General features: G+C 65.1%; 20 protein-coding genes. 12 read left to right on the top strand and 8 right to left on the bottom strand.

Annotation, left to right across the window (positions count from 1 at the left end; genetic code table 11):
* Positions 1-3 precede the first annotated feature (3 nt).
* Entirely contained in the window at positions 4-786 is a 783-nt protein-coding gene (locus Q8M85_RS17710; protein ID WP_305547035.1) for a helix-turn-helix transcriptional regulator, read from the bottom strand.
* A gap of 123 nt (positions 787-909) precedes the next feature.
* Between Q8M85_RS17710 and Q8M85_RS17715 the strand changes: the two genes are divergently transcribed.
* The 5 genes from Q8M85_RS17715 (at position 910) to Q8M85_RS17735 (ending at position 6302) form a co-directional block, all read left to right on the top strand.
* Entirely contained in the window at positions 910-1665 is a 756-nt protein-coding gene (locus Q8M85_RS17715) for a nitrilase-related carbon-nitrogen hydrolase (RefSeq protein WP_305547037.1), read from the top strand.
* The gene (locus Q8M85_RS17720; RefSeq protein ID WP_305547039.1) at positions 1665-3743 is read left to right on the top strand and encodes an FAD-dependent oxidoreductase; all 2079 of its coding nucleotides are present in this window, start codon (positions 1665-1667) and stop codon (positions 3741-3743) included. The genes Q8M85_RS17715 and Q8M85_RS17720 overlap by 1 nt, the downstream gene beginning before the upstream one ends.
* Before the next feature lie 145 nt (positions 3744-3888).
* Complete coding sequence (locus tag Q8M85_RS17725) at positions 3889-4311, top strand: RidA family protein (protein ID WP_305547041.1); 423 nt, start codon at positions 3889-3891, stop codon at positions 4309-4311.
* Positions 4308-4979 (top strand): DUF1028 domain-containing protein, encoded by a 672-nt coding sequence (locus tag Q8M85_RS17730; RefSeq protein WP_305547043.1) that lies wholly within the window; start codon positions 4308-4310, stop codon positions 4977-4979. Before Q8M85_RS17725 ends, Q8M85_RS17730 begins: the two co-directional genes overlap by 4 nt.
* Before the next feature lie 108 nt (positions 4980-5087).
* On the top strand, positions 5088-6302 hold the full coding sequence (locus tag Q8M85_RS17735) for an NAD(P)/FAD-dependent oxidoreductase (RefSeq protein WP_305547044.1): 1215 nt from the start codon (positions 5088-5090) through the stop codon (positions 6300-6302).
* A 57-nt stretch (positions 6303-6359) separates the two neighbouring features.
* Here Q8M85_RS17735 and hppD read toward each other — a convergent pair whose 3' ends face one another.
* Positions 6360-7454, bottom strand: coding sequence for a 4-hydroxyphenylpyruvate dioxygenase (hppD, locus tag Q8M85_RS17740; RefSeq protein ID WP_305547046.1), 1095 nt, complete (start codon positions 7452-7454; stop codon positions 6360-6362).
* A 136-nt stretch (positions 7455-7590) separates the two neighbouring features.
* On the opposite strand from hppD, the gene Q8M85_RS17745 reads away from it, so the two are divergent.
* Entirely contained in the window at positions 7591-8046 is a 456-nt protein-coding gene (locus Q8M85_RS17745; protein WP_305547048.1) for an Lrp/AsnC family transcriptional regulator, read from the top strand.
* Here the strand turns inward: Q8M85_RS17745 and Q8M85_RS17750 are convergent.
* The gene (locus Q8M85_RS17750; protein WP_305547050.1) at positions 8043-8618 is read right to left on the bottom strand and encodes a TetR/AcrR family transcriptional regulator; all 576 of its coding nucleotides are present in this window, start codon (positions 8616-8618) and stop codon (positions 8043-8045) included. The two genes, Q8M85_RS17745 and Q8M85_RS17750, sit on opposite strands and share 4 nt — an antisense overlap.
* Before the next feature lie 99 nt (positions 8619-8717).
* Here Q8M85_RS17750 and Q8M85_RS17755 point away from each other — a divergent pair, with 99 nt between their 5' ends.
* The 4 genes from Q8M85_RS17755 to Q8M85_RS17770 all read left to right on the top strand — a co-directional run bounded on the left by Q8M85_RS17755 (position 8718) and on the right by Q8M85_RS17770 (position 14316).
* Positions 8718-9143: an ABA4-like family protein gene (locus Q8M85_RS17755; RefSeq protein WP_305547052.1), complete on the top strand. Its 426-nt coding sequence runs from the start codon at positions 8718-8720 to the stop codon at positions 9141-9143.
* Positions 9140-9910: a hypothetical protein gene (locus Q8M85_RS17760; protein ID WP_305547054.1), complete on the top strand. Its 771-nt coding sequence runs from the start codon at positions 9140-9142 to the stop codon at positions 9908-9910. Before Q8M85_RS17755 ends, Q8M85_RS17760 begins: the two co-directional genes overlap by 4 nt.
* A gap of 58 nt (positions 9911-9968) precedes the next feature.
* Positions 9969-13082, top strand: a complete 3114-nt coding sequence (locus tag Q8M85_RS17765; RefSeq protein WP_305547056.1) for a valine--tRNA ligase — start codon at positions 9969-9971, stop codon at positions 13080-13082.
* Positions 13083-13215: 133 nt separating this feature from the next.
* On the top strand, positions 13216-14316 hold the full coding sequence (locus tag Q8M85_RS17770) for a pyridoxal phosphate-dependent aminotransferase (protein ID WP_305547058.1): 1101 nt from the start codon (positions 13216-13218) through the stop codon (positions 14314-14316).
* Here the strand turns inward: Q8M85_RS17770 and Q8M85_RS17775 are convergent, their stop codons facing one another.
* From Q8M85_RS17775 to Q8M85_RS17785, 3 genes are all read right to left on the bottom strand, one after another.
* Positions 14317-14697, bottom strand: a complete 381-nt coding sequence (locus Q8M85_RS17775) for a DUF4177 domain-containing protein (protein ID WP_305547060.1) — start codon at positions 14695-14697, stop codon at positions 14317-14319.
* 167 nt (positions 14698-14864) lie between these two features.
* Entirely contained in the window at positions 14865-16391 is a 1527-nt protein-coding gene (gene gatB, locus Q8M85_RS17780; RefSeq protein ID WP_305547062.1) for an Asp-tRNA(Asn)/Glu-tRNA(Gln) amidotransferase subunit GatB, read from the bottom strand.
* Between the two features lie 75 nt (positions 16392-16466).
* Positions 16467-17672: a hypothetical protein gene (locus Q8M85_RS17785; RefSeq protein ID WP_305547064.1), complete on the bottom strand. Its 1206-nt coding sequence runs from the start codon at positions 17670-17672 to the stop codon at positions 16467-16469.
* A 99-nt stretch (positions 17673-17771) separates the two neighbouring features.
* On the opposite strand from Q8M85_RS17785, the gene Q8M85_RS17790 reads away from it, so the two are divergent.
* Entirely contained in the window at positions 17772-18365 is a 594-nt protein-coding gene (locus Q8M85_RS17790; protein WP_305547066.1) for a transglycosylase SLT domain-containing protein, read from the top strand.
* A gap of 2 nt (positions 18366-18367) precedes the next feature.
* On the opposite strand, the gene Q8M85_RS17795 is transcribed toward Q8M85_RS17790, so the two are convergent.
* Entirely contained in the window at positions 18368-18901 is a 534-nt protein-coding gene (locus Q8M85_RS17795) for a hypothetical protein (RefSeq protein WP_305547068.1), read from the bottom strand.
* Positions 18902-18966: 65 nt separating this feature from the next.
* Positions 18967-21528 carry an aminopeptidase N gene (gene pepN / locus Q8M85_RS17800; RefSeq protein WP_305547070.1) on the bottom strand — a complete coding sequence of 854 codons (2562 nt, stop codon included), beginning with the start codon at positions 21526-21528 and terminating at the stop codon, positions 18967-18969.
* 114 nt (positions 21529-21642) lie between these two features.
* Between pepN and Q8M85_RS17805 the strand changes: the two genes are divergently transcribed.
* Complete coding sequence (locus Q8M85_RS17805) at positions 21643-23139, top strand: FAD-binding domain-containing protein (RefSeq protein ID WP_305547072.1); 1497 nt, start codon at positions 21643-21645, stop codon at positions 23137-23139.
* The last annotated feature ends 4 nt before the right edge of the window (positions 23140-23143 follow it).

Consider the following 23143-nt stretch of genomic DNA (forward strand, 5'->3'; position numbering starts at 1 on the left):
CGCTTACAGCAAAGGCAGCATCAGCGCGAAAAGCTCGGCCTGGGACGAGATTCGGCAGCGCGCGTAAAGCTGCTTGCGGAAGACCTTCACCGTCTGCGGCGACAGCCCCAGGTGCAGCCCAATGGACAGCGTCGAATGACCTTTCAGGATCAAAAGCGCAACCTGAGCCTGCCGGGGTGACAAACCGATCCCCAAGGTCCGCTCTGCCGCTGCCGCAAGCTTAGCCGGCGTATCCTCGATCGGCTGCGCGGCCAGCTTCGGCACCGGCCAGTGCGCCCGCGCCAGTTCGGCGACGACGGGGGCTATCCGGCGACAGGCTGCCAACTCGTTGGCAGAGAAGACTTTGCCCGACTGACCATCCCGACCCAGGAACAGGTTCAGCGACAGCCCCGCGCCCAGCCAGACCGTGAAGGCCAGCTCGTCGATGATGGTCGTCTGCCCGAAATACTCGACATAGAACCGGCTCCGCTGGAACGCATCCGGGGCGATGTCCCGCAGCCGGTAAAGCCCCTCCTCGGAACGCTGAAGGTGCAAGCCGTAGAACGGGCTCAGCCGAAACGCGCCCGCCATGTAGGTGCTTTGCAGCCGCGCAAAGACCCGCACGTCCCCGGCCCGCCGGAACAGCTCCAGCGCCGGCCCGCCATCGCTGTAGGCCAGCACCAGCATGTTGTCGGGCCGCGCCAGGGCGTGAAACATCTGCCACAGCGCCTCTTCGAACCCCGGCCGACCGAGGGTCGCTATGACCTTTGCCAATAGCGGCTCGACGCCTTGTGCCGGGTCCCTCATGCATACCTCGCTGGGGGTATATACCCCCCCAGGGCAATTAAACTAGCACTGTCCCGAAGTCCAAGGGGTATGGCCTAAGCACCGGGCCCGCTTAGGATTGCCGAACTGAAGAAGGAGCACCCGATGCGTTTGGCACTCTGGCAGGGCACATCGCCCGCCTCCGACCTCAACACGGCCTGCGACCAGGCCGAAGCTGCCCTGGCCGCCGCCGCCGCGATGAGGGCCACTGCCCTCGTCCTGCCCGAGGTCTGGCTGCCCGGCTACAACCAGCCCGACATCGCCGCCCGCGCGCTGCCCCTGGACAGCGCCCCCCTCCACCGCCTCGCCGCCGCCTCCAGACAGCACCGCACCGCGCTTGTCATCGGCTATGCCGAGCGCGACGGCGACCGCCTCTACAACTCTGCCGCCTGCTTCGGCGCAGACGGGACACTCCTTTGCAACTACCGCAAGGTCCAGCTCTACGGTCCCCACGAAGCCGCGCTCTACACGCCCGGCGACACCCTTCCCACCTTCCGCCTTGGCGAAGCAACCGCCGCAATCCTGATTTGTTACGACGTCGAGTTCGCTCCCCACGTGAAGTCCCTCGCCACCCGCGGCGCGTCGGTCATCCTCGCCCCAACGGCGAACATGGCCCCCTTCACCCATGTCCCCCGCGCCACCGTCCCTGCGATGGCCGCGAACCACGGGGTGACCATCGCCTACGCCAACTATTGCGGCACCGAGGGCGACCTGACCTATATCGGCAACTCCGTCATCGCGGGCCCCCACGGCGAAATCCTCGCCCAGGCCGGAGAGACACCCACCCTCCTCGTCACCGACCTGCCCCCCCGCGACCCGGCGCGCCTGTCCACCCAAGCCGCCGACTTCCGGGCCCTCTGATGCGCGATCCCCGCCACGACATCCTCTTCACGCCGCTTCAGATCGGGCCGAAGATCGCCAAGAACCGCTTCTACCAGGTCCCCCACTGCAACGGCGGCGGCTACCGCGACCCCTCCGCCGTGGTCGAGATGCGCCGCACCAAGGCCGAGGGCGGCTGGGGCGTGATCTTCACCGAGCAGACCGAAATCCACCCGACCTCGGAAATCACCCCCTTCATCGAGCAGCACCTCTGGGACGACCGCGACATCCCCGCCCTCGCGCGCATGGCCGAGGCGATGAAGTCACACGGCGCGCTTGCCGGCATCCAGCTGGCCTACTCCGGCATCAACGGCCCGAACCTCTACAGCCGCGAGGTCCCCCTGGCTGTCACTGGTGGCCCGATCCTGACCTTCACCTCCGACCCCGTCCAGGCGCGCACTATGGACAAGGAGGATATTCGAAACCTCCGCCGCTGGTTCCGCAACGCCTTCCGCAGGTCGCAGCAGGCCGGCTTCGACCTGATCTGCCTCTACGGCGCACATGGCTTCGGCATCCTGCAGCATTTCCTCTCCCGCGCCACCAACCACCGGACCGACGACTACGGCGGCACCCTCACAAATCGGGCGAGGTTTCTGCGCGAGATCGTTGAAGATGCTCGGGAAACGACAAAGGGCGAACTCGCTGTCACCCTGCGGATGTCGCTGCACGAAGCCGGGGCCTACGGCTTTTCCAATGCCGAGTTGCGCGACTTCATCGCCATGCATAGTGACCTCCCCGACCTCTGGGACCTCGCCAACGGCACTTGGGAAGACTGCTCGGGCACCTCGCGCTTCAGGGACGAGGGCGCGCAGGAAGACCTAGTGAAAGGCATCAAGGACCTGACCCCGAAGCCGATTGTCGGGGTCGGCCGCTTCACGTCGCCCGATGCGATGGTCCGCCAGATCAAGGCCGGTATCCTCGACTTCATCGGGGCCGCAAGGCCCAGCATCGCCGACCCTTTCCTGCCGCTCAAGGTCCAGGAAGGTCGCTCCGAAGACATCCGCGAATGCATCGGCTGCAACATCTGCGTCAGCGGCGACATGACCCAAGGCATCAGCCGCTGCACCCAGAACACTGCCTTCATGGAGGAATGGCGCAAAGGCTGGCACCCCGACCGCGCCCGGCCCAAGGGCGCATCGGAAAGCGTCCTTATCGTCGGCGCAGGCCCCACCGGGCTCGAAGCCGCCCTGCAGGCCGCCAAACGCGGCTACAAGGTCACGCTGGCCGAAGCGACAACCACGCTCGGCGGCCGCGTGGCGAAGGAACGCCAACTCCCCGGCCTCTCCGCCTGGGGCCGCGTTGCCGACTATCGCAGCGGCCAACTGGCTCCGATGCCGAACGTCGAGATCTACCGCGACAGCCCGCTCTCTCCCCAGGACATCCTCGCAATGGGTGCCGATCACGTCGCCATTGCGACCGGCGCCACCTGGCGCAGCGATGCTGTCGCCCGCCTCCACCTCCACCCGATCCCGACCGACCCCGCGATGCCGATCCATACCCCCGACGACCTGATGGCGGGCCGCATCCCCGAAGGCCAGACCGTCGCGCTTTATGACGACGACCACTTCTACATGGGCTCGGTCCTGTCCGAACTTCTTGTTGCAAGGGGCAACAAGGTCCACTTCATCACCCCCGCAGTGAAAGTGGCGGAATGGACCGACAATACGCTGGAACAGGGTGCGATCATGCGCCGCCTGCTGGAGATCGGCGTCGAAATTCACCTGAGCAAGGCCCCGGAAACCATTGGTGGAAATGAGATTACCCTTGCCTGTACCTGGACCGGCCGCCAGACGGCTCAGCCCTGCGAGGCGCTTGTCTACGTCACCTCCCGCAGCCCGAACGACCGGCTCTTCCACCAGACGAAGGCCCTCGACTGGCAGGACACTGGCCTCAAATCCCTGAAACTCATCGGCGATGCCGCCGCCCCCGGCCCCATCGCCTGGGCCACCTATGCCGGTCGCAACTGGGCCGAAAGCCTTGATCAGCCCGACCCCGGCGACGCCCTGACCTTCCGCCGCGAGATCACCGCACTCGATCCGGGCGAAACGCTCCTGCCATGACCTCCCCATGCAAATTCACCTGTTCGCAAATATCCCCGCCGGAGGCACCTCCGAGCGTTTCTGCGTCCTTCACGCAGAAACGCGAGACAAAAGGCTCGCGCCGCAAGGCGCTCATTTCGATAACCGCCCTCACCCAGGACCCGACATGACCCACTTCCGCCACCGCAAGTTCAACACCCGCGACACCTACCCCGAACAGAAGCTCGACAACGACCTGGCCCAGGCGGTCGTCGCAAGGGGCAGTATCGTCTTCCTGCGCGGCCAGTGCCCGCAGGACCTCGACACCGCGAAAGACATCGGCAGCCACGACCCGGTCGAACAGACCCACAAGGTGATGCAGAACATCCGGCAGCTCTTGGAGGAGGTTGGCGGCAACATGAGCCACCTCTGCAAGGTCGTGGTCTACCTGACCGACGTCCGCCACCGGGAAGCTGTCTACCGCACGATGGGCGAATACATCAAAGACGTGCACCCGGTCTCGACCGGGGTGGTCGTCACCGCGTTGGCCCGGCCCTCCTGGCTGGTCGAGATCGACGGAACCGCCGTGATCCCGGATGCCGAAGCATGACCTTCTCTATCGTCGCGCGCTGCGCCCGGTCCGGGCAGTTCGGCATGGCCATTTCCTCCTCTTCCCCCGCTGTCGCGGCGCGCTGCGCGCATGTCCGGGCGGGGGTGGGGGCGGTGGCCAGCCAGAACATCACCGACCCCGCGCTGGGTCCGCTGGTCCTGGATCAACTGGAGGCCGGTCTCCCGGCAACCGAGGCACTTGCAGCTGTGACCGCCGACCGTTCCCACATCGACTACCGACAGCTTCTGGTCGTCGACCGCGAGGGGCGAACGGCAATCCATTCCGGCCGACAGGTCCTGGGTGTCTGGGGTGAGGCGCGGGCAACGGACTGTGTGGCGGGTGGAAACCTGCTGGCGGCGGACCTTGTGCCAATGGCGATGGTCAAGGCTTTCACGCTGGCCAAGGGCCACCTCGGCGAACGCCTGATGCGGGCGCTGGAGGCCGGCCTCGCGGCTGGCGGCGAAGCGGGGCCGGTATTTTCGGCGGGGCTGAAGGTCGCCGACACGCTGTCGTGGCCGCTGGTCGATCTGCGGATCGACTGGTCGCCTGATCCCATCGGACTGCTGCGTGTGGCGTGGGACGTCTATGCCCCGCAAATGGCCGCATACGTCCAGCGCGCCGAGGACCCGACGCAGGCTCCTTCCTACGGCGTGCCGGGAAATGAGTAGGTTTCCACAGATGAAGAAACAGTTAACGACCACGCTTAAATATATGATTTATAGTATTAATACGAAAATGTCCACCGTGGACACTGGACCTGTCGGGGGCCTGAAAGCATGACCGAAACCATCCACACCCTTGTTATCGGCGGCGGGCAGGCGGGCGTCGCGACCTCGGCCCATCTGCAAAAGCGGGGCATCCCGCACCTCGTCCTGGAACGCGACCGGATCGCGGAACGCTGGCGGTCGTGGCGCTGGGACAGTCTGGTTGCCAATGGCCCCGCCTGGCATGACCGCTTCCCCGACGCCGAGTTCACCGACCTCGACCCCGACAGCTTCGCGCCCAAGGAGGCCGTGGCCGACTATTTCGCCCGCTTCGCCAGCGACCGGAACCTGCCGATCCGCACCGGGGTCGAGGTGACAAATCTCAAGCGCCAGGGCAGCTCCTTCCATGCCACCACCTCGACCGGCATGATCGCTGCGCGGAACGTCGTCGTTGCCACCGGGCCGTTCCAGAAGCCGGTGATCCCGACGGTCGTGACCGGCTCCGACATTACCCAGCTGCACTCCAATGGCTACCGGAACCCCGCAGCCCTGCCCCAGGGCGCGGTCCTGGTCGTCGGTGGCGGCTCTTCGGGTGCGCAGATCGCCGAAGAGCTTGTTCGGGCTGGTCGCCGCGTCTACCTGTCGGTCGGCCCGCACGACCGCCCGCCTCGTCGATACCGGGGGCAGGATTTCGTCTGGTGGCTGGGCAAACTCGGCAAGTGGGACATGAAAGCACCCACGCCGGGCACGGAACACGTCACCATCGCGGTAAGCGGGGCTTACGGCGGTCACACGATGGACTTCCGCCGTCTTGCGGAGTTGGGCATCACTCTGCTGGGGCGGGCGGGCAAGTATCACGACGGGGTGCTGCATTTCGCGGACGATCTGGCGACCAACATCGCCAACGGCGACCGGAATTACCTGTCGGTGCTGGACGAAGCCGACGCCTATGCCAGGGCCAACGGACTTGACCTGCCCGAGGAGCCAGCGGCACGGGCGCTTCTTCCCCTGCCCGACTGCGTCACGACCCCGACACTGGCGCTGGACCTGAAGCGCGAGGGCATCGCCACCGTGATCTGGGCTACCGGCTTCCAGCTGGACTTCGGCTGGATCGACCTGGACATCTTCCAGAAGGACGGCCGCCCGCGCCATCAGGATGGGGTGACCGAGGTCCAGGGCCTTTACTTCGTGGGCCTGCCCTGGCTGTCCTGCCGTGGCTCGGCCTTCATCTGGGGGGCATGGAAGGATGCTGATCGGCTTGCGGCCCATATCTCGGCGCGCGGCTGACGGCGCATCCCCCACATGACGCCGTCTTGTCTTGCCCTGCGGGCCCTGCCGGCGGCGTCATGAAACCTTCAGCACCCCGCGGTCGATCTGGTCCTGCTCGATCGATTCGAACAGCGCGCGGAAATTGCCTTCGCCAAACCCCTCGTCGCCCTTCCTCTGGATGAACTCAAAGAAGATCGGGCCGATCACGGTCTTCGAGAAGATCTGCAGCAGGATCTTGGTCTCGCCACCGTCCACAACACCTTCTCCGTCGATCAGGATGCCGTGCTTTGCCAGCTTTTCGATCGGCTCGTCGTGACCCGCAACGCGGGTTTTCGACAGTTCGTAATAGGCCATCGGCGGCTTCGGCATGAATTTCAACCCGGCCTCGGCGATCGCGTCCGTCGCGGAATAGATGTCGTCGGTGCCGACCGCGATATGCTGGATCCCCTCGCCCTTGTATCGCTTGAGGTATTCGACGATTTGCCCTGTCTCGCCCCGGTCCTCGTTGATCGGAATGCGGATGCGGCCGCAAGGGCTGGTCAGCGCGCGCGAATGGAGCCCGGTGAACTTGCCCTCGATATCGAAAAAGCGGATCTGGCGGAAATTGAATAGCCGACCGTAGAAGTCGAACCAGGTGTCCATGTTGCCGCGATGGACGTTGTGGGTCAGGTGGTCGAGGTAGTGGAAACCCACACCCTTCGGCTTTGCAGCCGTCAGCCAATCGAATTCGGCGTCATAGGGATTGGTGGCGCCGTAGCGATCCGTGAAGTAGATCAGCGATCCGCCAATACCGCGAATCGCGGGAAGATCCAGAGTTTTTCCTGATCCATCATAGGGTTCAGCACCGTTCTTCACAGCATGGTTGAAGGCATGGTTCGCGTCGGCGACCCGCCAGCCCATCGAGGGGGCACAGGGACCGTGTGCATCGACGAAGGTTCGGGCGTGGCTTCCTGGCTCGTCGTTCAGGATGTAGGTGATGTCGCCCTGCTGCCAAAGTTCGATGGCCCTGGTCTTGTGCCGGGCCGTCAGCTGGTAGCCCATGCGGGTGAAGAGCGACCGCAGGTCCTCGGGGTTGGGATGGGCGAATTCGACGAATTCGAATCCGTCGGTCCCGGCGGGGTTCTCGGTTGAGATCACTGCGCGGGGGGCGTCGTGCGGAAAGGGGCCCATGATTGTTCCTTTGGGAAAACCTGATCCCATTCAGGATGACACGTTGCGTGCGTGAATGGCGCGCATTTTAGTGCTTGCATTGCCGAAGATGTGCGCGCTTTCTTCATGTTATCTGAAAAATGCGCGAGAAACCCGCATGATCGACGCTACCGATTCCCGCCTGTTGGACGCCTTGCAGGCCGATGCCCAGATCACCGCCCAGGACCTGGGAGAGCGTGTCGGCCTGTCCGCCAGCCAGGCCGCCCGCCGTCGCGCGAAGCTGGAAACCGATGGGCTGATCATCGGCTATGCCGCGCGCCTTTCGCCTGCCAAGCTGGGACTGACTGTGCAGGCTTTCGTGCAGGTGCAGATGGCCGCGCACTCTCCCGAGGCAGCGCGGGAGTTCCTGCGCCTGATCGCTACCCTGCCCGAGGTCGTGGCCTGCTGGACCCTGACGGGCGAGGCGGACTATCTCTTGCGGGTGTGGTGCGCGGACCTGCCGGCGCTGAACCTGCTGATCCACCACAGGCTGCTTCCCAACCCTGCAGTCGCACGGGTGCAAAGCCAGATCGTCATGGACCAGCCCAAGGCCGATGCGGGGCTTCCGGTCTAGGCTCCTGGCAGGCAGCGGAGCAGTACATCCCGAATCATCGCTTCCCGCGCTGCAGGGGATTTACCCTGCAAAGTCCGCATCTTATGCCCGGCAGAGAGGTCGGCGATGCCGTGGCTGGTGGCCCAGAGTGCGAGGACATCCGTCTCGCCTCCGCCCAGGGTCGTGACCAGCCCGACAAGGTGCTCATAGGCCCGGTTGGCGGCTGCAATCAGGTCGGGTGAGGCAAAGTCGGGCCGGGCAGACGAGAATATCAGCCGGAAAAGCGCCGGTCGGGCCAGCGCGAACTCAAGGTAGCCAAGCCCGGCCCTGACGGCCTTGTCACGGGCATCCGTCGCGCCGACCTCGCGGGCGTCAAGGGTGTCCTGGAACTGGGTGAAACCCTCGGCTGCCAGAGCGGTCAGAAGCCCCCCGGTGTCGCCGAAGTGATGTGCCGGGGCGGCATGACTGACCCCGGCCCGCTTGGCGACCGACCGGAGCGAGAAGCCCTCGACGCCCTTTTCGGTCAGTTCATCTTCCGCAGCGGCCAGAAGCGCCGCGCGCAGATCGCCGTGGTGATAAGGTTTTTCCGCCATGTCCAAGGCTTATCGGGCCATCTTTCCACCGTAAAGATTTTTCTTGACGTCATGCCCGCTCACACCGTAATCCTGACAGTGTAAAGATATGAGGCAGCGATGACCCCCGACCAGATCTTCGAACTTTCCAACCCGCTGGCCCTGCTGGGCTGGCTGGTGCTTCTGGCCTCGCCGCTCGCTCCCCGGGCAGCACAAGCCGTTTCGGCCGCCGCGATCCCGCTGCTCCTGGCGCTGGCCTATACAGGCCTGGTGCTCGCCTACTGGTGGGAGGCGCCCGGCGGGTTCGGCTCCTTGTCCGAAGTGCAGGCACTATTCACCCACCCCCACATCGCGCTGGCCGGGTGGGTCCATTACCTGGCCTTCGACCTTTTCCTTGGTGCGTGGGAGGTCCGTACCGCCCGCGCCGAAGGCATCCCGCACTGGGCGGTAATCCCCTGTCTGGTGCTGACCTTCCTCTTCGGTCCCGCAGGCCTTCTGGCCTTCGCGATCCTGCGTTTCACCCTTGTCAGAAAGGTTCTGCCATGACGGCCATCCTGACCGCACCGCGCATTGCCGCCCTCTCACTCCCGAACGTCCAGCTTGTCCGGTTGACGTCTTTCATCGCCCTCGCCGCGCTGCCGCTGCTGGCGGCCTACGGGCTGGACGACCGGCAGTTCCAGGGCGACAGCGTCTGGTTGAAACCGTTGAAGTTCCATCTGGCGCTGGTCGTCTATGCCGGGACGCTGGCGCTATACGCCATGTTGCTGCCGGAAGGCAGGTTTTCTTCCCGTCGCTGGCGGATCTATATCGGCGTCGTCAGTGCCGCCATTCTGGCCGAACTTGTCTGGATCGGAGCTGCCGCCGCCCTTGGCACGGCTTCGCACTTCAACCAGTCCGGCCTTTGGGGGGTGATCTATCCGGTGATGGGGGCGGCGGCGGTGATCCTGACCTCGCTGTCGCTAGCGATGGGGGTGGCGTTCTGGCGGCATCGGGCCGACCCGCTGATGCTGTCGGTCGCGGTGGGGCTGATCCTGACCTTCCTGCTGACCGTCCCGATCGCCGGCACGATGTCCAACGGCACGGGGCATCTTGTCGGCACGCCCGTGACGGATGCGCGGTTTCCGCTGATGGGCTGGTCACGTGAGGTGGGCGACCTGCGCCTGCCGCACTTTCTGGCGACGCACGCGATGCACTTTGTGCCGCTGGCAGGGCTGACCGGCAGCCGTGGGGCGGTTTGGGCTGCGGCGGCGGGGTTCACGGCGCTCACCCTGTGGTGCTTTGTCCGCGCGCTGATGGGCCTGCCGCCCTTCTGACGCTTTCCCTTCCGCGCGGGTCAGGCTAGAACCCGCGCGGACGCAAGGGGATTGCCAAATGCCGATGGAAAAGACCTTCAACGCCGCCGAGGCCGAAGCCCGGATTTCGAAGACCTGGCTTGACGCCAAGGCGTTCAAGGCGGGCGCGAATGCCAAGCCAGGCCACCCGGCCTTTTCCGTGATGATCCCGCCGCCGAACGTCACCGGCTCGCTTCACATGGGCCACGCCTTCAACAACACGCTGCAGGACATCCTGACCCGCTGGCACCGGATGATGGGCGACGACACCTTGTGGCAGCCCGGCACCGACCATGCGGGCATCGCGACCCAGATGGTGACCGAGCGCGAGATGGCTTTGAACCAAGAGCCCGACCGCCGCACCATGGGGCGCGAGAAGTTCCTCGCCCGCGTTTGGCAGCAGAAGCAGAAGTCTCGCGGCAACATTCGCGGCCAGTTGGAGCGGCTGGGGGCGTCGTGTGACTGGGACCGTGAGGCGTTCACCATGTCGGGCGCTCCGGGGGCTCCGGCGGGTGAGGAGGGCAACTTCCACGACGCGGTGATCAAGGTCTTTGTCGACATGTACAACAAGGGCCTCATCTACCGCGGCAAGCGGCTGGTGAACTGGGACCCGCATTTCGAGACCGCGATTTCGGACCTTGAGGTCGAGAATACCGAAGTCCCTGGCCATATGTGGCACTTCAAGTACCCGCTCGCCGGGGGGCAGACCTATGAGTATGTCGAGAAGGACGCCGAAGGCCGCGTGACCCTGCGCGAGACGCGGGATTACATCTCCATCGCCACGACGCGTCCCGAAACCATGCTGGGCGACGGCGCGGTTGCGGTTCATCCATCGGATGAGCGTTACGCGCCAATTGTCGGGAAACTTTGCGAAATTCCGGTGGGACCTGCTGAACACCGGCGCCTGATACCGATCATCACCGACGAATACCCGGACCCCACCTTCGGCTCCGGTGCCGTCAAGATCACCGGCGCGCATGACTTCAACGACTACGCCGTCGCCAAGCGCGGCGATATCCCCTGCTACCGCCTGCTCGACACCCGCGCCCAGATGCGCTCCGACGGCGCGCCCTATGCCGAGGCGGCGGAAATTGCTGGCCGCATGTCCCGCGCCTGGCTGGTCGCCAAGGGCTACGCCACCCCGGGCATCGCCGAACAGCCCTTCACCCTGTCGGAATCCGAGATCGACGCGCTGAACCTCGTCCCCGACGACCTCCGGGGCCTTGACCGGTATGAGGCCCGCAAGCGCGTGGTCGAGGCGATCACGGCCGAGGGGCTGGCGGTCACCACCCTGAAGAAATCCGTCGACAAGGAAACCGGCGCGGAGCACCTGGAACTGGTGCCTTACGTCGAGTCGAAGCCGATCATGCAGCCCTTCGGCGACCGCTCGAAGGTGGTGATCGAACCGATGCTGACCGACCAGTGGTTCGTCGACACCGCCAAGATCGTGGAACCCGCGCTGGAGGCGGTGCGTACCGGCCGCACCAAGATCATCCCGCCCTCGGGCGAGAAGACCTATTATCACTGGCTGGAAAACATCGAACCCTGGTGCATCAGCCGCCAGCTTTGGTGGGGGCACCAGATTCCGGTTTGGTATGGTCCTAGCCTTGTTCGCGGAGGTAGCGGGAAGAAATACCGGAACCAATATTGGAGCTACGACCCGGACCAGCGCCAACCATTTTGCGCCGCCACCTTCGAAGAAGCGGCGGAAATGGCACGGAAGGCCTACTTCAGGTTTGAAGATGACGCCAAAGACGCCAAATTCTTTGAAGCAGAGTCCTACGAGACCGCAGAGGTTGAGTGCTACAGGATTGGTCAAGAGGCTGAGTCCAGCGCTGTCACACTGGCTCTAGTCCGCGACCCCGACGTCCTTGACACCTGGTTCTCCTCCGGCCTCTGGCCCATTGGCACGCTCGGCTGGCCGGAGCCCACGCCGGAGCTGCAGAAATACTTCCCGACCTCGGTCCTCGTGACCGGGCAGGACATCCTCTTCTTCTGGGTCGCCCGGATGATGATGATGCAGCTCGCGGTGGTGAACGACATTCCGTTCCACACCGTCTACCTGCACGGCCTTGTCCGCGACGCCAAGGGCAAGAAGATGTCGAAGTCGCTTGGCAACGTCATCGACCCGTTGGAGATCATCGACGAATACGGCGCCGACGCGCTGCGGTTCGCCAATGCCGCGATGGCCTCCCTCGGCGGCGTGTTGAAACTGGATACCCAGCGCATCGCGGGCTACCGGAACTTCGGCACCAAGCTGTGGAACGCCTGCCGCTTTGCCGAGATGAACGGGGTTTGGGAGGGTCACGCGACCGGCCCTGCCCCCAGCCCGAAAGCCACCGCGAACAAGTGGATCATCGGCGAGACGGCGCGGGCGCTGGCTGAGGTCAACGAGGCTTTGGAGGCGTTCCGCTTCGACACCGCCGCTGATGCGCTGTACAAATTCGTCTGGGGCAAGGTCTGCGACTGGTATGTCGAATTCGCCAAGCCCCTGTTCGACGGCCCCGACGCCACCGAGACGCGGGCGACGATGGCCTGGGTCCTCGACCAGTCGATGATCCTCTTGCACCCCTTCATGCCCTTCATTACCGAAGAGCTGTGGGGCACGACTGGCAAACGCGAGAAACTCCTGGTGCACACCGATTGGCCAGAGCTTCCGGCGACCCTGATCGACCAAGCCGCAAGCCGCGAGATGACCTTTGTCACCACGCTGATCGACGACATCCGGTCTGCCCGCGCGCAGGTGCATGTGCCGGTGGGGTTGAAGGCCGACCTGGTGGCGACCAGCCTGACGGATGAGGCCCGCGCGGCGTTTCAGCGGAACGAGACGCTGATCAAACGGCTGGCGCGGGTGGACAAGGTCACTGACGGCCCCGCCCCCAAAGGCTCTATCGCCGTGGCGTCGGAAGGGGCGGCCTTTGCGATCCCGCTGCAAGGCCTGATCGACATCGCCGAGGAGAAAGCCCGTCTGCAAAAGGCGCTCGACAAGCTGATGAAGGAAATCGGCGGCCTCAAGGGGCGGCTCGACAACCCGAACTTCGCCAAGTCCGCGCCCGAGGATGTGGTGATGGAGGCGCAGTCGAACCTGGAAGCGCGCGAGGACGAGGCGGCAAGGATTCGCGCCGCATTGGTCCGGTTGGCCGACCTTGGCTGACCGGTCGGCAGCGGCCACCGGTTAACGATTTATGAAAGCCCGCAGCCAAGCCCTTGAAAAGGCTTGGCCGCTGCATCCGTCCACGTGGGGCAGCCCCCTTGCCTGCCGCCCCCGCCCGTGCCAGCCTGCCGCCATGAGCCGCTTTCTCACCCCCCACGCTGCCCAACTGCCCTCGACCGTGCCCTTCACCGGCCCCGAGACGCTGGAACGCCGCACCGGCGTCCCGTTCCGCGCCCGCCTCGGAGCGAACGAGAGCCTCTTCGGCCCTTCCCCCCGCGCCGTCGCCGCGATGAAGGAAGCCGCAGAAGGGGTCTGGATGTACGGCGACCCGGAAAACCACGACCTGAAGCAGGCCCTTGCGGCCCACCACGGCGTGACCCCGGCCCATATCGCCGTCGGTCCCGGGATTGACGGCCTTCTGGGCCTTGTTTGCCGCCTGGTGCTGGAGCCGGGGACCCCGGTGGTCACCAGCCTTGGGGCCTATCCGACCTTCAACTTCCATGTCGCCGGCTTCGGCGGGATGCTGACCCGGGTGCCCTACAAGGGCGACCAGGAGAACCCGGAAGGGCTGCTTGCTGCCGCGAGATCCACTGGCGCGAAGCTGATCTACCTGGCGAACCCGGACAATCCGATGGGCAGCCACCACCCGGCTTCCATCATCGAAGACATGGTGGCGAACCTTCCCGACCACAGCGTCCTGATTCTGGACGAGGCCTATTCCGATCTTGCCCCGTCCGGTACGGTACCCGAGATCCCCGCGGACCACAGCCAGGTGATCCGCATGCGGACATTCTCCAAAGGCTACGGGCTGGCGGGCGCGCGGGTCGGTTATGCGATCACCAATCCCGACCTGGCGCTGGCCTTTGACAAGGTGCGCGACCATTTCGGGATGAGCCGGATTTCGCAGGCCGGAGCACTGGCGGCGCTGAAGGACCAGGACTGGCTGAAAAGCGTGCAGAGCCGGACGATTGCAGCGCGTGAGCGGGTGTCAGCCATCGTCCGGGCCAACGGCCTGACACCGCTGACCTCGGCCACGAACTTCGTCACCGTCGATTGCGGCCGGGACGGGGACTATGCGCGGAAGGTTCTGACCGAACTGGGAAGCCGGGGGGTGTTCATCCGCATGCCCGGCGTCGCCCCGCTGGACCGCTGCATCCGCATCAGCCTGGGCGACGATCAGGCGCTTGATATACTTGAGGAAACATTGCCGCTTGCTCTGAAAGCGGCAGGCTGATCACTCGGCCGCGAGGTCCGGTTTCGCCGGGCCAACCGCGGGCGCCTTGCCGGGAAAAGGCGTCTCGGCGGGACCAAGCCGTGGCGTAGCAGGCACGGCGTCTTGGAGTATCAGCCGGTTCGACGCCGGCGCCTCGGCCGTGACGGACAGGATAGTGCGGCGGAAGACAAGCACATTCAGGAAAGTGGTCTTGGTGCCGGTGAACCCGGTCCTCTCCTCACAGGGCAGCGAATCGGCGCGGACGTAGTCCCAACCCTCGGCACCCAGTTCATTCATCAGGTTGGTCAGGGCCAGAGCGAAGCGGTCTTCGGTGGTCTTGACCCCCCGCGCCTTTTCACCCCGCTTGGGGGCCGGAATGACCTTGAACTCGTAACGCTGCATCCGATTGCTCCCAGCCATGATTTGCGGAAGGGATATGAGATTCCGACGGATAGCGCAAATCACCAAGAGAAATCCCGGCAGAACCGTGCCGCCGGGAGATTTTGGAGACCAGTATCTTTCAAAGGATTTTGCAGGACTTCTCGAAAAGTCCTGGTCCCGACCTGACGTTACAGCCCCAGCTTCTGCGCAACCAGCGCGTTGACCGTGGCGGGGTTTGCCTTGCCGCCAGAGGCCTTGATGACCTGGCCGGTGAACCATCCGGCAAGCTTGGGGTTCGCCTTGGCTTTCTCCACCTGCTCGGGATTCGCGGCAATGATCTCGTCCACGGCCTTTTCGATCGCTCCCGTGTCGGTGACCTGCTTCATGCCGCGCGCCTCGGCGATGGCCGCAGGGTCACCGCCTTCGGTGTAGACGATCTCGAACAGGTCCTTGGCCATCTTGCCGCTGATCGTGCCCGCAGCGATCAGATCGATGATCCCACCCAGCTGCGCAGCTGAAACCGGGCTTGCGGTGATGTCGTGGCCTTCCTTCTTCAGGCGGCCAAACAGCTCGTTGATGACCCAGTTCGCCGCCATCTTGCCATCGCGGCCCTTGGCCACCTCGTCGAAGTAGCGCCCGCTGTCCAGTTCTGCGGTCAGCACGTTGGCATCATAGTCGGTCAGGCCGTAGTCGGCCATGAAGCGGGCCTTCTTGGCATCGGGAAGCTCGGGCATCCGGGCGTGGATGTCGTCGACCCAGGCCTGCTCGATCTCTAATGGCAGAAGGTCCGGGTCGGGAAAGTAGCGGTAATCATGCGCCTCTTCCTTGGACCGCATGCTGCGGGTTTCGTTCTTGTCCGGGTCGTAAAGGCGGGTTTCCTGCACGACCGAACCACCATCTTCCAGAATGGCGATCTGGCGGCGCGCCTCATAGTCGATGGCCAACTGAATGAAGCGCATCGAGTTCATGTTCTTGATCTCGCACCGGGTGCCGAGATGCGAGAAATCCTGCGTGGCCTGGTATTTCTCGTACTGGCCGGGACGGCAGACCGACACGTTCACGTCCGCCCGCAGGTTGCCGTTTTGCATGTTGCCGTCGCAAGTGCCGAGATAACGCAGGATCTGGCGGAGCTTGGTTACATAGGCGGCCGCTTCCTCGGGTCCCCGGATGTCGGGACGGCTGACGATTTCCATCAGTGCGACGCCAGTGCGGTTGAAGTCGACGAAGCTAAGGTTCGGGTCCATGTCGTGAATGGATTTCCCGGCGTCCTGTTCGAGGTGGATGCGTTCGATGCGGACCAGACGGGCCGTTCTTTCACCATTCGAGCCGGGAGCCAGTTCGACCAGAACCTCGCCCTCACCCACGATGGGATGATAAAGCTGGCTGATCTGATAGCCCTGCGGCAGGTCGGGGTAGAAGTAGTTCTTTCGATCGAAGGCTGAGGTCAGGTTGATCCGAGCCTTCAGGCCAAGGCCGGTACGGACTGCCTGCTCGACGCAGAATTCGTTGATGACCGGCAACATTCCCGGCATCGCCGCATCGACGAAGGAGACGTTGGAATTGGGTTCCGCCCCGAAGGTGGTCGATGCGCCCGAGAACAGCTTGGCGTTCGAGGAAACCTGGGCGTGGATCTCCATCCCGATGACAAGTTCCCAGTCGTGCTTGGCCCCGGCGATCACCTTGGGCGTGGGCGCGGTATAGGTCAGGTCGAGCATGGAGTGCCTCCGAGTGGTCTTGAGGCCGGGTTTAGGCCGCAAGGACCGTCAGGGCAAGAGGGTGAGGCTGGCGGGTCAGGTCCGGCGAACCAGGGTGCCAAGGCCGTCGCCGCGCCGCACGATGCGGGCGCCACGTTTCAGCGCGGGACCGAAGACTTCGGCCATTGCAAAAGCAAGGGTCTGATTGCCCGAGTCCCAGCAATCGAGTTGGATTTCGCGGAGCCGGTTCCACAGCATATCAGAGAGCGCGGCGCGAGTCTTGGTCAGGTGCCATGCAGCAGTGGGGCCTGCCTTGCGAAAACCCATCGCCATGCCGGACAGAAGATGCGCGCCGACATTGGCGCGGACCTGGCAGCCGGTGGAGGATTGGTAGTCGGCCAAAGCCTCGAAGAAGTATTCGTGGTCAAGCGTGGGCGAAAGGTCGCCCAGCGCCTCGGCCGCGGCGATGTGGAAGATTGCGTAGGCGGCCTTGCCGGTGACGCCATCGGTCAGACGGACGGCGCGGCGGGCTTCGCGTTCGAAGGCGGAGAGCGATCCGTACCATCCGGGCAGCATGTTCACCGCATGAGCCGCGTGGACCGAGGCGTCCTCGGGGTCGAGGTCGACCCAGTCCTCGTACCATTCGCGGCAGACCGAACCGCCGTCCTCGATCCCCGGCACAAGTGCATAGCGCGTAACGGCGAGAAGCGGCGACATCTCTTCGATCGGGTCGAAGAGTGTGACCAGCAGTTCCGCCTGCTCGTAATGCGCCGCAGCCTCGGTCCAGGCGTCGCGCGACAGGTCGGCCGCAGTGGGCTTTCGTTTGGCATTGGCCAGGTCGACATGTGCCTGGGCCAGGACCTGCGCGGCACAGTAGTCTTCGGAGTTGCGGTCGTAGACGTCTTCCAGAAGCGCAAGCTCGGCCTTGGCAGCGGCCCAGTCCGACCGGGAGATCGCCCGACTGAGGCCCGCGCGCATCCCGTCGCTGATGAGCGGCGCCACCCGGCGACCGCCAGACGCCATGACGCGTTCCTGGTCAGTGTAGCGCAGGGCTTCCAGCAGGTCGGACCATTCTCCGGCTTCGGCCATCGCAGCGTGATCGTCGCGCACACATTGCCATTCGGTCTTTTCCGGGCCGGTGCGCATCACCGGAACATCGACGCGGGCAAGCACCTGGTCGGCCGTCAGCCCGTCCAATAGTTCTGCCGCCGGTCCCGACAACGGACGCAGCAGAACGGCGTCTTCTTGCTGACTGCGACCCGTCCGGGTTTTCACATGCATAAGTGACGGTGTAACTAGCATCGACTTGCCCTCCGGGCCGGTTTCGCCCGACCCACGCTTAGACTGACGCGTGATCAGGGCGGAAAAATGGAAATGCGGTGATCTTCAGGTGACCTACTCATGCTGCTGCGTGTGATTTTCGGTGTGTGTGCAACCGCTTCGCTGGTTGCCTGCGTTCAGACAAAGCCCGAGGAGAGCCTGTCCTTCGTGGCACCTCCGATGCAATGGGATCACCATCCCGAAGCCGAGGAATGGACCGAATCAACCCTTGTCGCCCTGTCAACCAAGGATCAGCTTCTGTCCGAGCGGGTGCCGGCCGACATCGAAACCTGGTGCCCGGGCTACCGGACCGCTTCGGTGGAAGAGCGTCGCGCCTTCTGGGCGGGCCTGCTGTCGGCGGTCGCAAAATACGAAAGCACCTGGAACGAACGCGCCTCGGGCGGCGGCGGGCGCTGGATCGGGCTGATGCAGATCGATCTGAGGTCGGCGGCAAACTACGGCTGTGAGGCGACGTCGGTAGGCGCTCTGAAGGATGGTGAGGCCAACCTGGAATGCGCGGTAGAGATCATGTCGACGCAAGTGGCCAAGGATGGGCTGGTAGCCGGCGGCGGCAACCGCGGCATCGGGCGTGACTGGGCTCCGCTGCGGTCCAGCGAGAAGCGGTCGGCGATGGCGGCCTGGACCAGCCAGCAGCCCTATTGCCAGGCCACCTGACCTTAGCTGATCCGAAAGAGCCGGGCGATTTCTTCGAGCGCCTCGCGCTGGCGGGTCGAAATGGCACCGTCGCGGCTGGCGGCGGCCACATCCTTCAGGACTGACATCAGCGGCTGGAAGCTTTGCGCACCCTTCAGTTTGTGCAGCCGCCGGGTCAGCCGTTCCAACCCCTGCTGCGCCCCCCCGCTTTCTGCAACCAGCCAGCGGCCCAGGATCGCCGCCTCCTCTGCCTTGTCCTGACTTTGGCCAAGGTGGCTTTGCAGGCTGACGATCAACTTGTCCTGCTGTTCCGCCGAGGGCAGGCCGCCAAGCTCCAGAAACGCCACCCCCGCCCCGGCGATGGCGACGTCGGGGTCCTCCAGCGATTCCACCGGGTGCAGGTTCAGCTTGCGGCGGAAGCCGAAGCGACGGGCGGCGGCCATGACATCCTGGGCCACCCCGGCCAGGTCCTGCGTCGCCTCGGCCGCCATCCGGGCGCGCTGGACCCAGAAATAGGCGCCGATCACCAGGCCAAAAAGCGCAATCAAATAGGGCATATCGTTACTCCCGCACCAAATGCCCTATCGGTGCCACGACCCCCCGCCCCGCGTCAACGGAAAGCTCAGCCCGCCGCGAGCATCCGTTCCACCATTTCGCGCAGGTCGCCGGAGAGGGCCGGGGCGGCCAGCATGCGTTCAAGCTCCTTCCGCGCACGCTTGCGCCGGGTGGCGTCGTAGCGCGGCCATGTCTCGAAGGCGGTCGAGACGCGGGCAGCGGTCTGCGGATTCAGGGGGTCAAGCTTCAGAAGCCAGTCGGCAACCAGCCTGTAGCCCGCGCCCGAGCGGTGATGGAAGCCCGCATGATTCGCCGCCAACGCGCCGATCACGGTGCGGAAGCGGTTGGGGTTCTTCCAGTCGAAGCCGGTGGTCTGGATCAGGCGGTCGGCCACTGCGGCTGCGTCACCCGGTTCGGCATAGGCGATCTGCAATGCGTACCATTTGTCCATCACGTTCGCATCGCGGCCCCAGCGGGCGGCGAAACTGATCAGTTCCGCTTGGCCTTGATGGGCGTCCAGAAGCGCGGCAAGGGCACCAATTTCCTCGGTCATCGACCGCGCGCGGGCGAAGGCCGACGCAGCCAGCTTGCCGCCGTCACGGCGGGTCAGAAACTGGAGTGCCGCGATCTTCAGTGCACGGCGGCCTGCCTGCGCAGCCGAGGGCGAGAACGGTGCGTTGTCATCCAACTCTTTGTAAATCCTTGCCAATCCGTCGCCAAGACGGATTGCCAGCGCGCCTGACATTTCGCGGCGCGCAGCGTGGATCTTGGCTGGGTCCGGGATCCGGCCCATCGCATGAATGGTCTGAGCGATCTCGTCCTCGCCCGGAAGCCGCAGGCAGAGCGCGCGGAAGGCCGGGTCAAGCGTGTCGTCGAAGGTTACGGCGGCCAAAGCGTCCAGCCAGTCGGATCGGACCGGCGTGCCTTTCAGCGCGATCTCGGCCATCACTTCCTTCGCCAGCGCCCGGCCTGCTTCCCACTTGTTGAAGGGGTCGGTGTCGTGGGCCAGAAGGAAGGCGTGTTCGCCGGGGGCAGGCTTGCGGTCCAGCACCACCGGGGCCGAAAAGCCGCGCAGGATCGACGGCACGGGCTTCGCCGCCAGCCCTTCAAAGCGGAAGGACTGCTTGGCCCGTGTCATCTCCAGCATGATGGTCGGCACGACCTCATCGCCGTTGGGGTTCAGAAGTCCGACCTTGATCGGGATCACCTTCGGCTGCTTTTCCGCCTGGCCGGGGGTGGGCGGGTTCTTCTGGGTGAAGGTCAGGGTATAGACGCCGTTCTCCCAGGCGTCGGTGACCTTGAGGCGGGGGGTGCCGGCCTGGGAATACCAGAGCTTGAATTGGGACAGGTCGCGGTCGGTCGCGTCCTCGAAGACCTTGAGCCAGTCCTCGATGGTGGCGGCGTCGCCGTCGTGGCGGTCGAAGTATAGCTCGAGCGCACGCTTGTAGGCCCCGTCGCCGACCAGCGACTTCAGCATCCCGATGACCTCGGCCCCCTTCTCGTAGACGGTGGCGGTGTAGAAGTTGTTGATCTCGACAAAGCTTTCGGGGCGGACGGGGTGGGCGAGCGGGCCGTCATCCTCGCGGAACTGGCGGCTGCGGAGGGTCACCACGTCCTCGATCCGGCGGACGGCGGCGGACCGCATGTCGCCGGAAAACTGGTGGTCGCGGAAGACGGTCAGGCCCTCTTTCAGGCATAGCTGGAACCAGTCACGGCAGGTGATGCGGTTGCCGGTCCAGTTGTGAAAGTATTCGTGGGCAATGATCGCCTCGATCCGGGTATAGTCGTCGTCCGTGGCGGTTTCGGGCGAGGCCAGGACGTAGCGGGAGTTGAAGATGTTCAGCCCCTTGTTCTCCATCGCGCCCATGTTGAAGTCGTCGACGGCGACGATGTTGAAGACGTCCAGGTCATATTCCCGGCCGTATACCTGTTCGTCCCAGCGCATGGATCGGATCAGGCTGTCCATCGCATAGGCGCAGCGGTCCTCATCCCCGGGGCGGACCCAGATGTGCAGATCGACCGGACGGCCCGAGGCGGTGGCGAACTTGGCCGAATGGGCGCGGAGGTCGCCGGCGACCAGGGCAAACAGGTAAGCGGGCTTCGGCCATGGATCGTTCCATTCGGCCCAACCTGCGCCGCTCGCGGTCGGATTGCCGTTGGACAGAAGCACCGGCAGGTCGCTTTCGATCCGCACCTTGAAGCGGCTCATCACGTCGGGGCGGTCGGGGTAATAGGTGATCTTGCGGAAGCCCTCGGCCTCGCACTGGGTGCAGTACATGCCATTGGACATGTAAAGGCCTTCGAGGGCGGTGTTGGCCTGGGGCGCGATCTCGACCTCGGTGTCCAGGGTGAACGGGCCGTCGGGCAGGTCCTTGGCGAAGAGCGTCAATGAACTGGCGTCGACGCTGGCTGCGGCGGGCGTGCCGTCCACTGTGCAGGAAATAAGCGTCAGCCCCTCGCCATCAAGCCGCAGGTCGTGGCGTCCCGGTCGCGCCGGGTTCGGTCGCAGCGAGAGCCGCGCCTTGACCCGGGTTGCGGTGGGCGACAAGCCGAAGGTCAGGTCCACGCTGTCGACGACATGGGTATAAGGTTGGTAGTCGGCGAGATGGACTGTCTTCTGCTCGGTCATTGAGGGCTCCCTTTCCGGCAGAAGCTACGGGCAAACGCCCCAGACGCAAGGGGCAGGCCGGGAACAGTCTTTTGCCGCTTTACGAATCTGCGCGCGTGGCTACATCTGTGTTCCATGAATGTTCTCATCTGGTTCAAGCGCGACCTGCGCGTCCACGACCATCCGGCGCTGTCCCTTGCGGCGGGGCTGGGGCCGGTGCTGCCGGTCTATGTCGTGGAACCGGAGTTGTGGGCGCAGCCCGATGCCTCGGCCCGTCAGTGGGAGGTCGTGGCGGAAGGTCTTGCCGACCTGCGCGAGGCCCTGGCCGGGATCGGCGCGCCGCTGGTGGTGCGGGTGGGCGGCGCGGTGCAGGTGCTGGAGGCCTTGTGTCGACGGCATGGGATCGCCCGGATCGTCAGCCATGAGGAGACAGGCACCCTCTGGACCTATGCCCGTGACCGGCGGGTGGCGGCCTGGGCGCGGTCGGCGGGGGTGGAGTGGACCGAGGTGCCGCAGTCTGGCGTCGTGCGGCGCTTGCCGACGCGGGACATCTGGGCGGCCAGCCGGGATGGGTTCATGGCGCAGCCGGCGCTGTCCGTCCCTGCCCTGCGCGCGGTTGCGGGGGTGGAACCGGGGCTGATCCCCTCGGCCCGGGCGCTGAAGCTGGCCCCCGACCCCTGCCCCCACCGCCAGCTGGGCGGGCGGGCGCAGGGGTTGGACCTGGTGGAAAGCTTCCTTGCCCGCAGGGGAGAGCCGTATCGGGTGGCGATGTCATCGCCGTTGACCGCCGAGCGGGCCTGTTCCCGGCTGTCCCCACATTTCGCGCTGGGGACACTGTCGATCCGTGAGGTGGTGCAGGCGACGGCGGCGCGGCAGGCCGAACGGCCAGGCGGCAAGTGGGGCGGATCGCTGGCCAGCTTCCAGTCGCGGCTGGCCTGGCGGGATCACTTCATGCAGAAGCTGGAGGATCAGCCTTCGATCGAGATGCGCGACCTTCATCCTGTCGCGGTGACGAGGCCCAGGGATACCGATGCGGCGCGGCTGGCGGCCTGGGGGACCGGTGAGACGGGGCTGCCCTTCCTGGATGCCTGCCTGCGCTATGTCCGGGCGACGGGATGGCTGAACTTCCGCATGCGGGCGATGGTGATCTCGGTCGCCTCTTATCACTTGTGGCTGGACTGGCGGGCCTCCGGGGCGCATCTGGCGCGGATGTTCACCGATTATGAGCCCGGCATCCACTGGCCGCAGGTGCAGATGCAGTCGGGGACGACGGGGATCAACATTCCCCGCATCTACAATCCGGTGAAACAGGGGCTTGACCAGGACCCGACCGGCGCGTTCACCCGGCGTTGGCTGCCGGAGCTGGCGGGTGTGCCCGACGCTTTCCTGCAAGAGCCCTGGCTTTGGCCCGAGGCGCGACGGTTGCTTGGCCACCGCTACCCGGAACCCATCATCGACGTCGCCTCTGCCGCGCGAGAGGCGCGGGACCTGATCTGGGCTGCCCGCCAGTCGGCAGGTTTTGCCGAGGTCGCCGGTCAGATCGTCCAGCGCCACGCCAGCCGGTCGGGCAACCGCGAGGGGCGGCGGCCGGTGAAGAAGGCCCCGCAGGCGCAACTGTCCCTGCCCTTCTAGGCTT

The organism is Tabrizicola sp., assembly GCF_030694085.1.
Lineage (GTDB): Bacteria > Pseudomonadota > Alphaproteobacteria > Rhodobacterales > Rhodobacteraceae > Tabrizicola.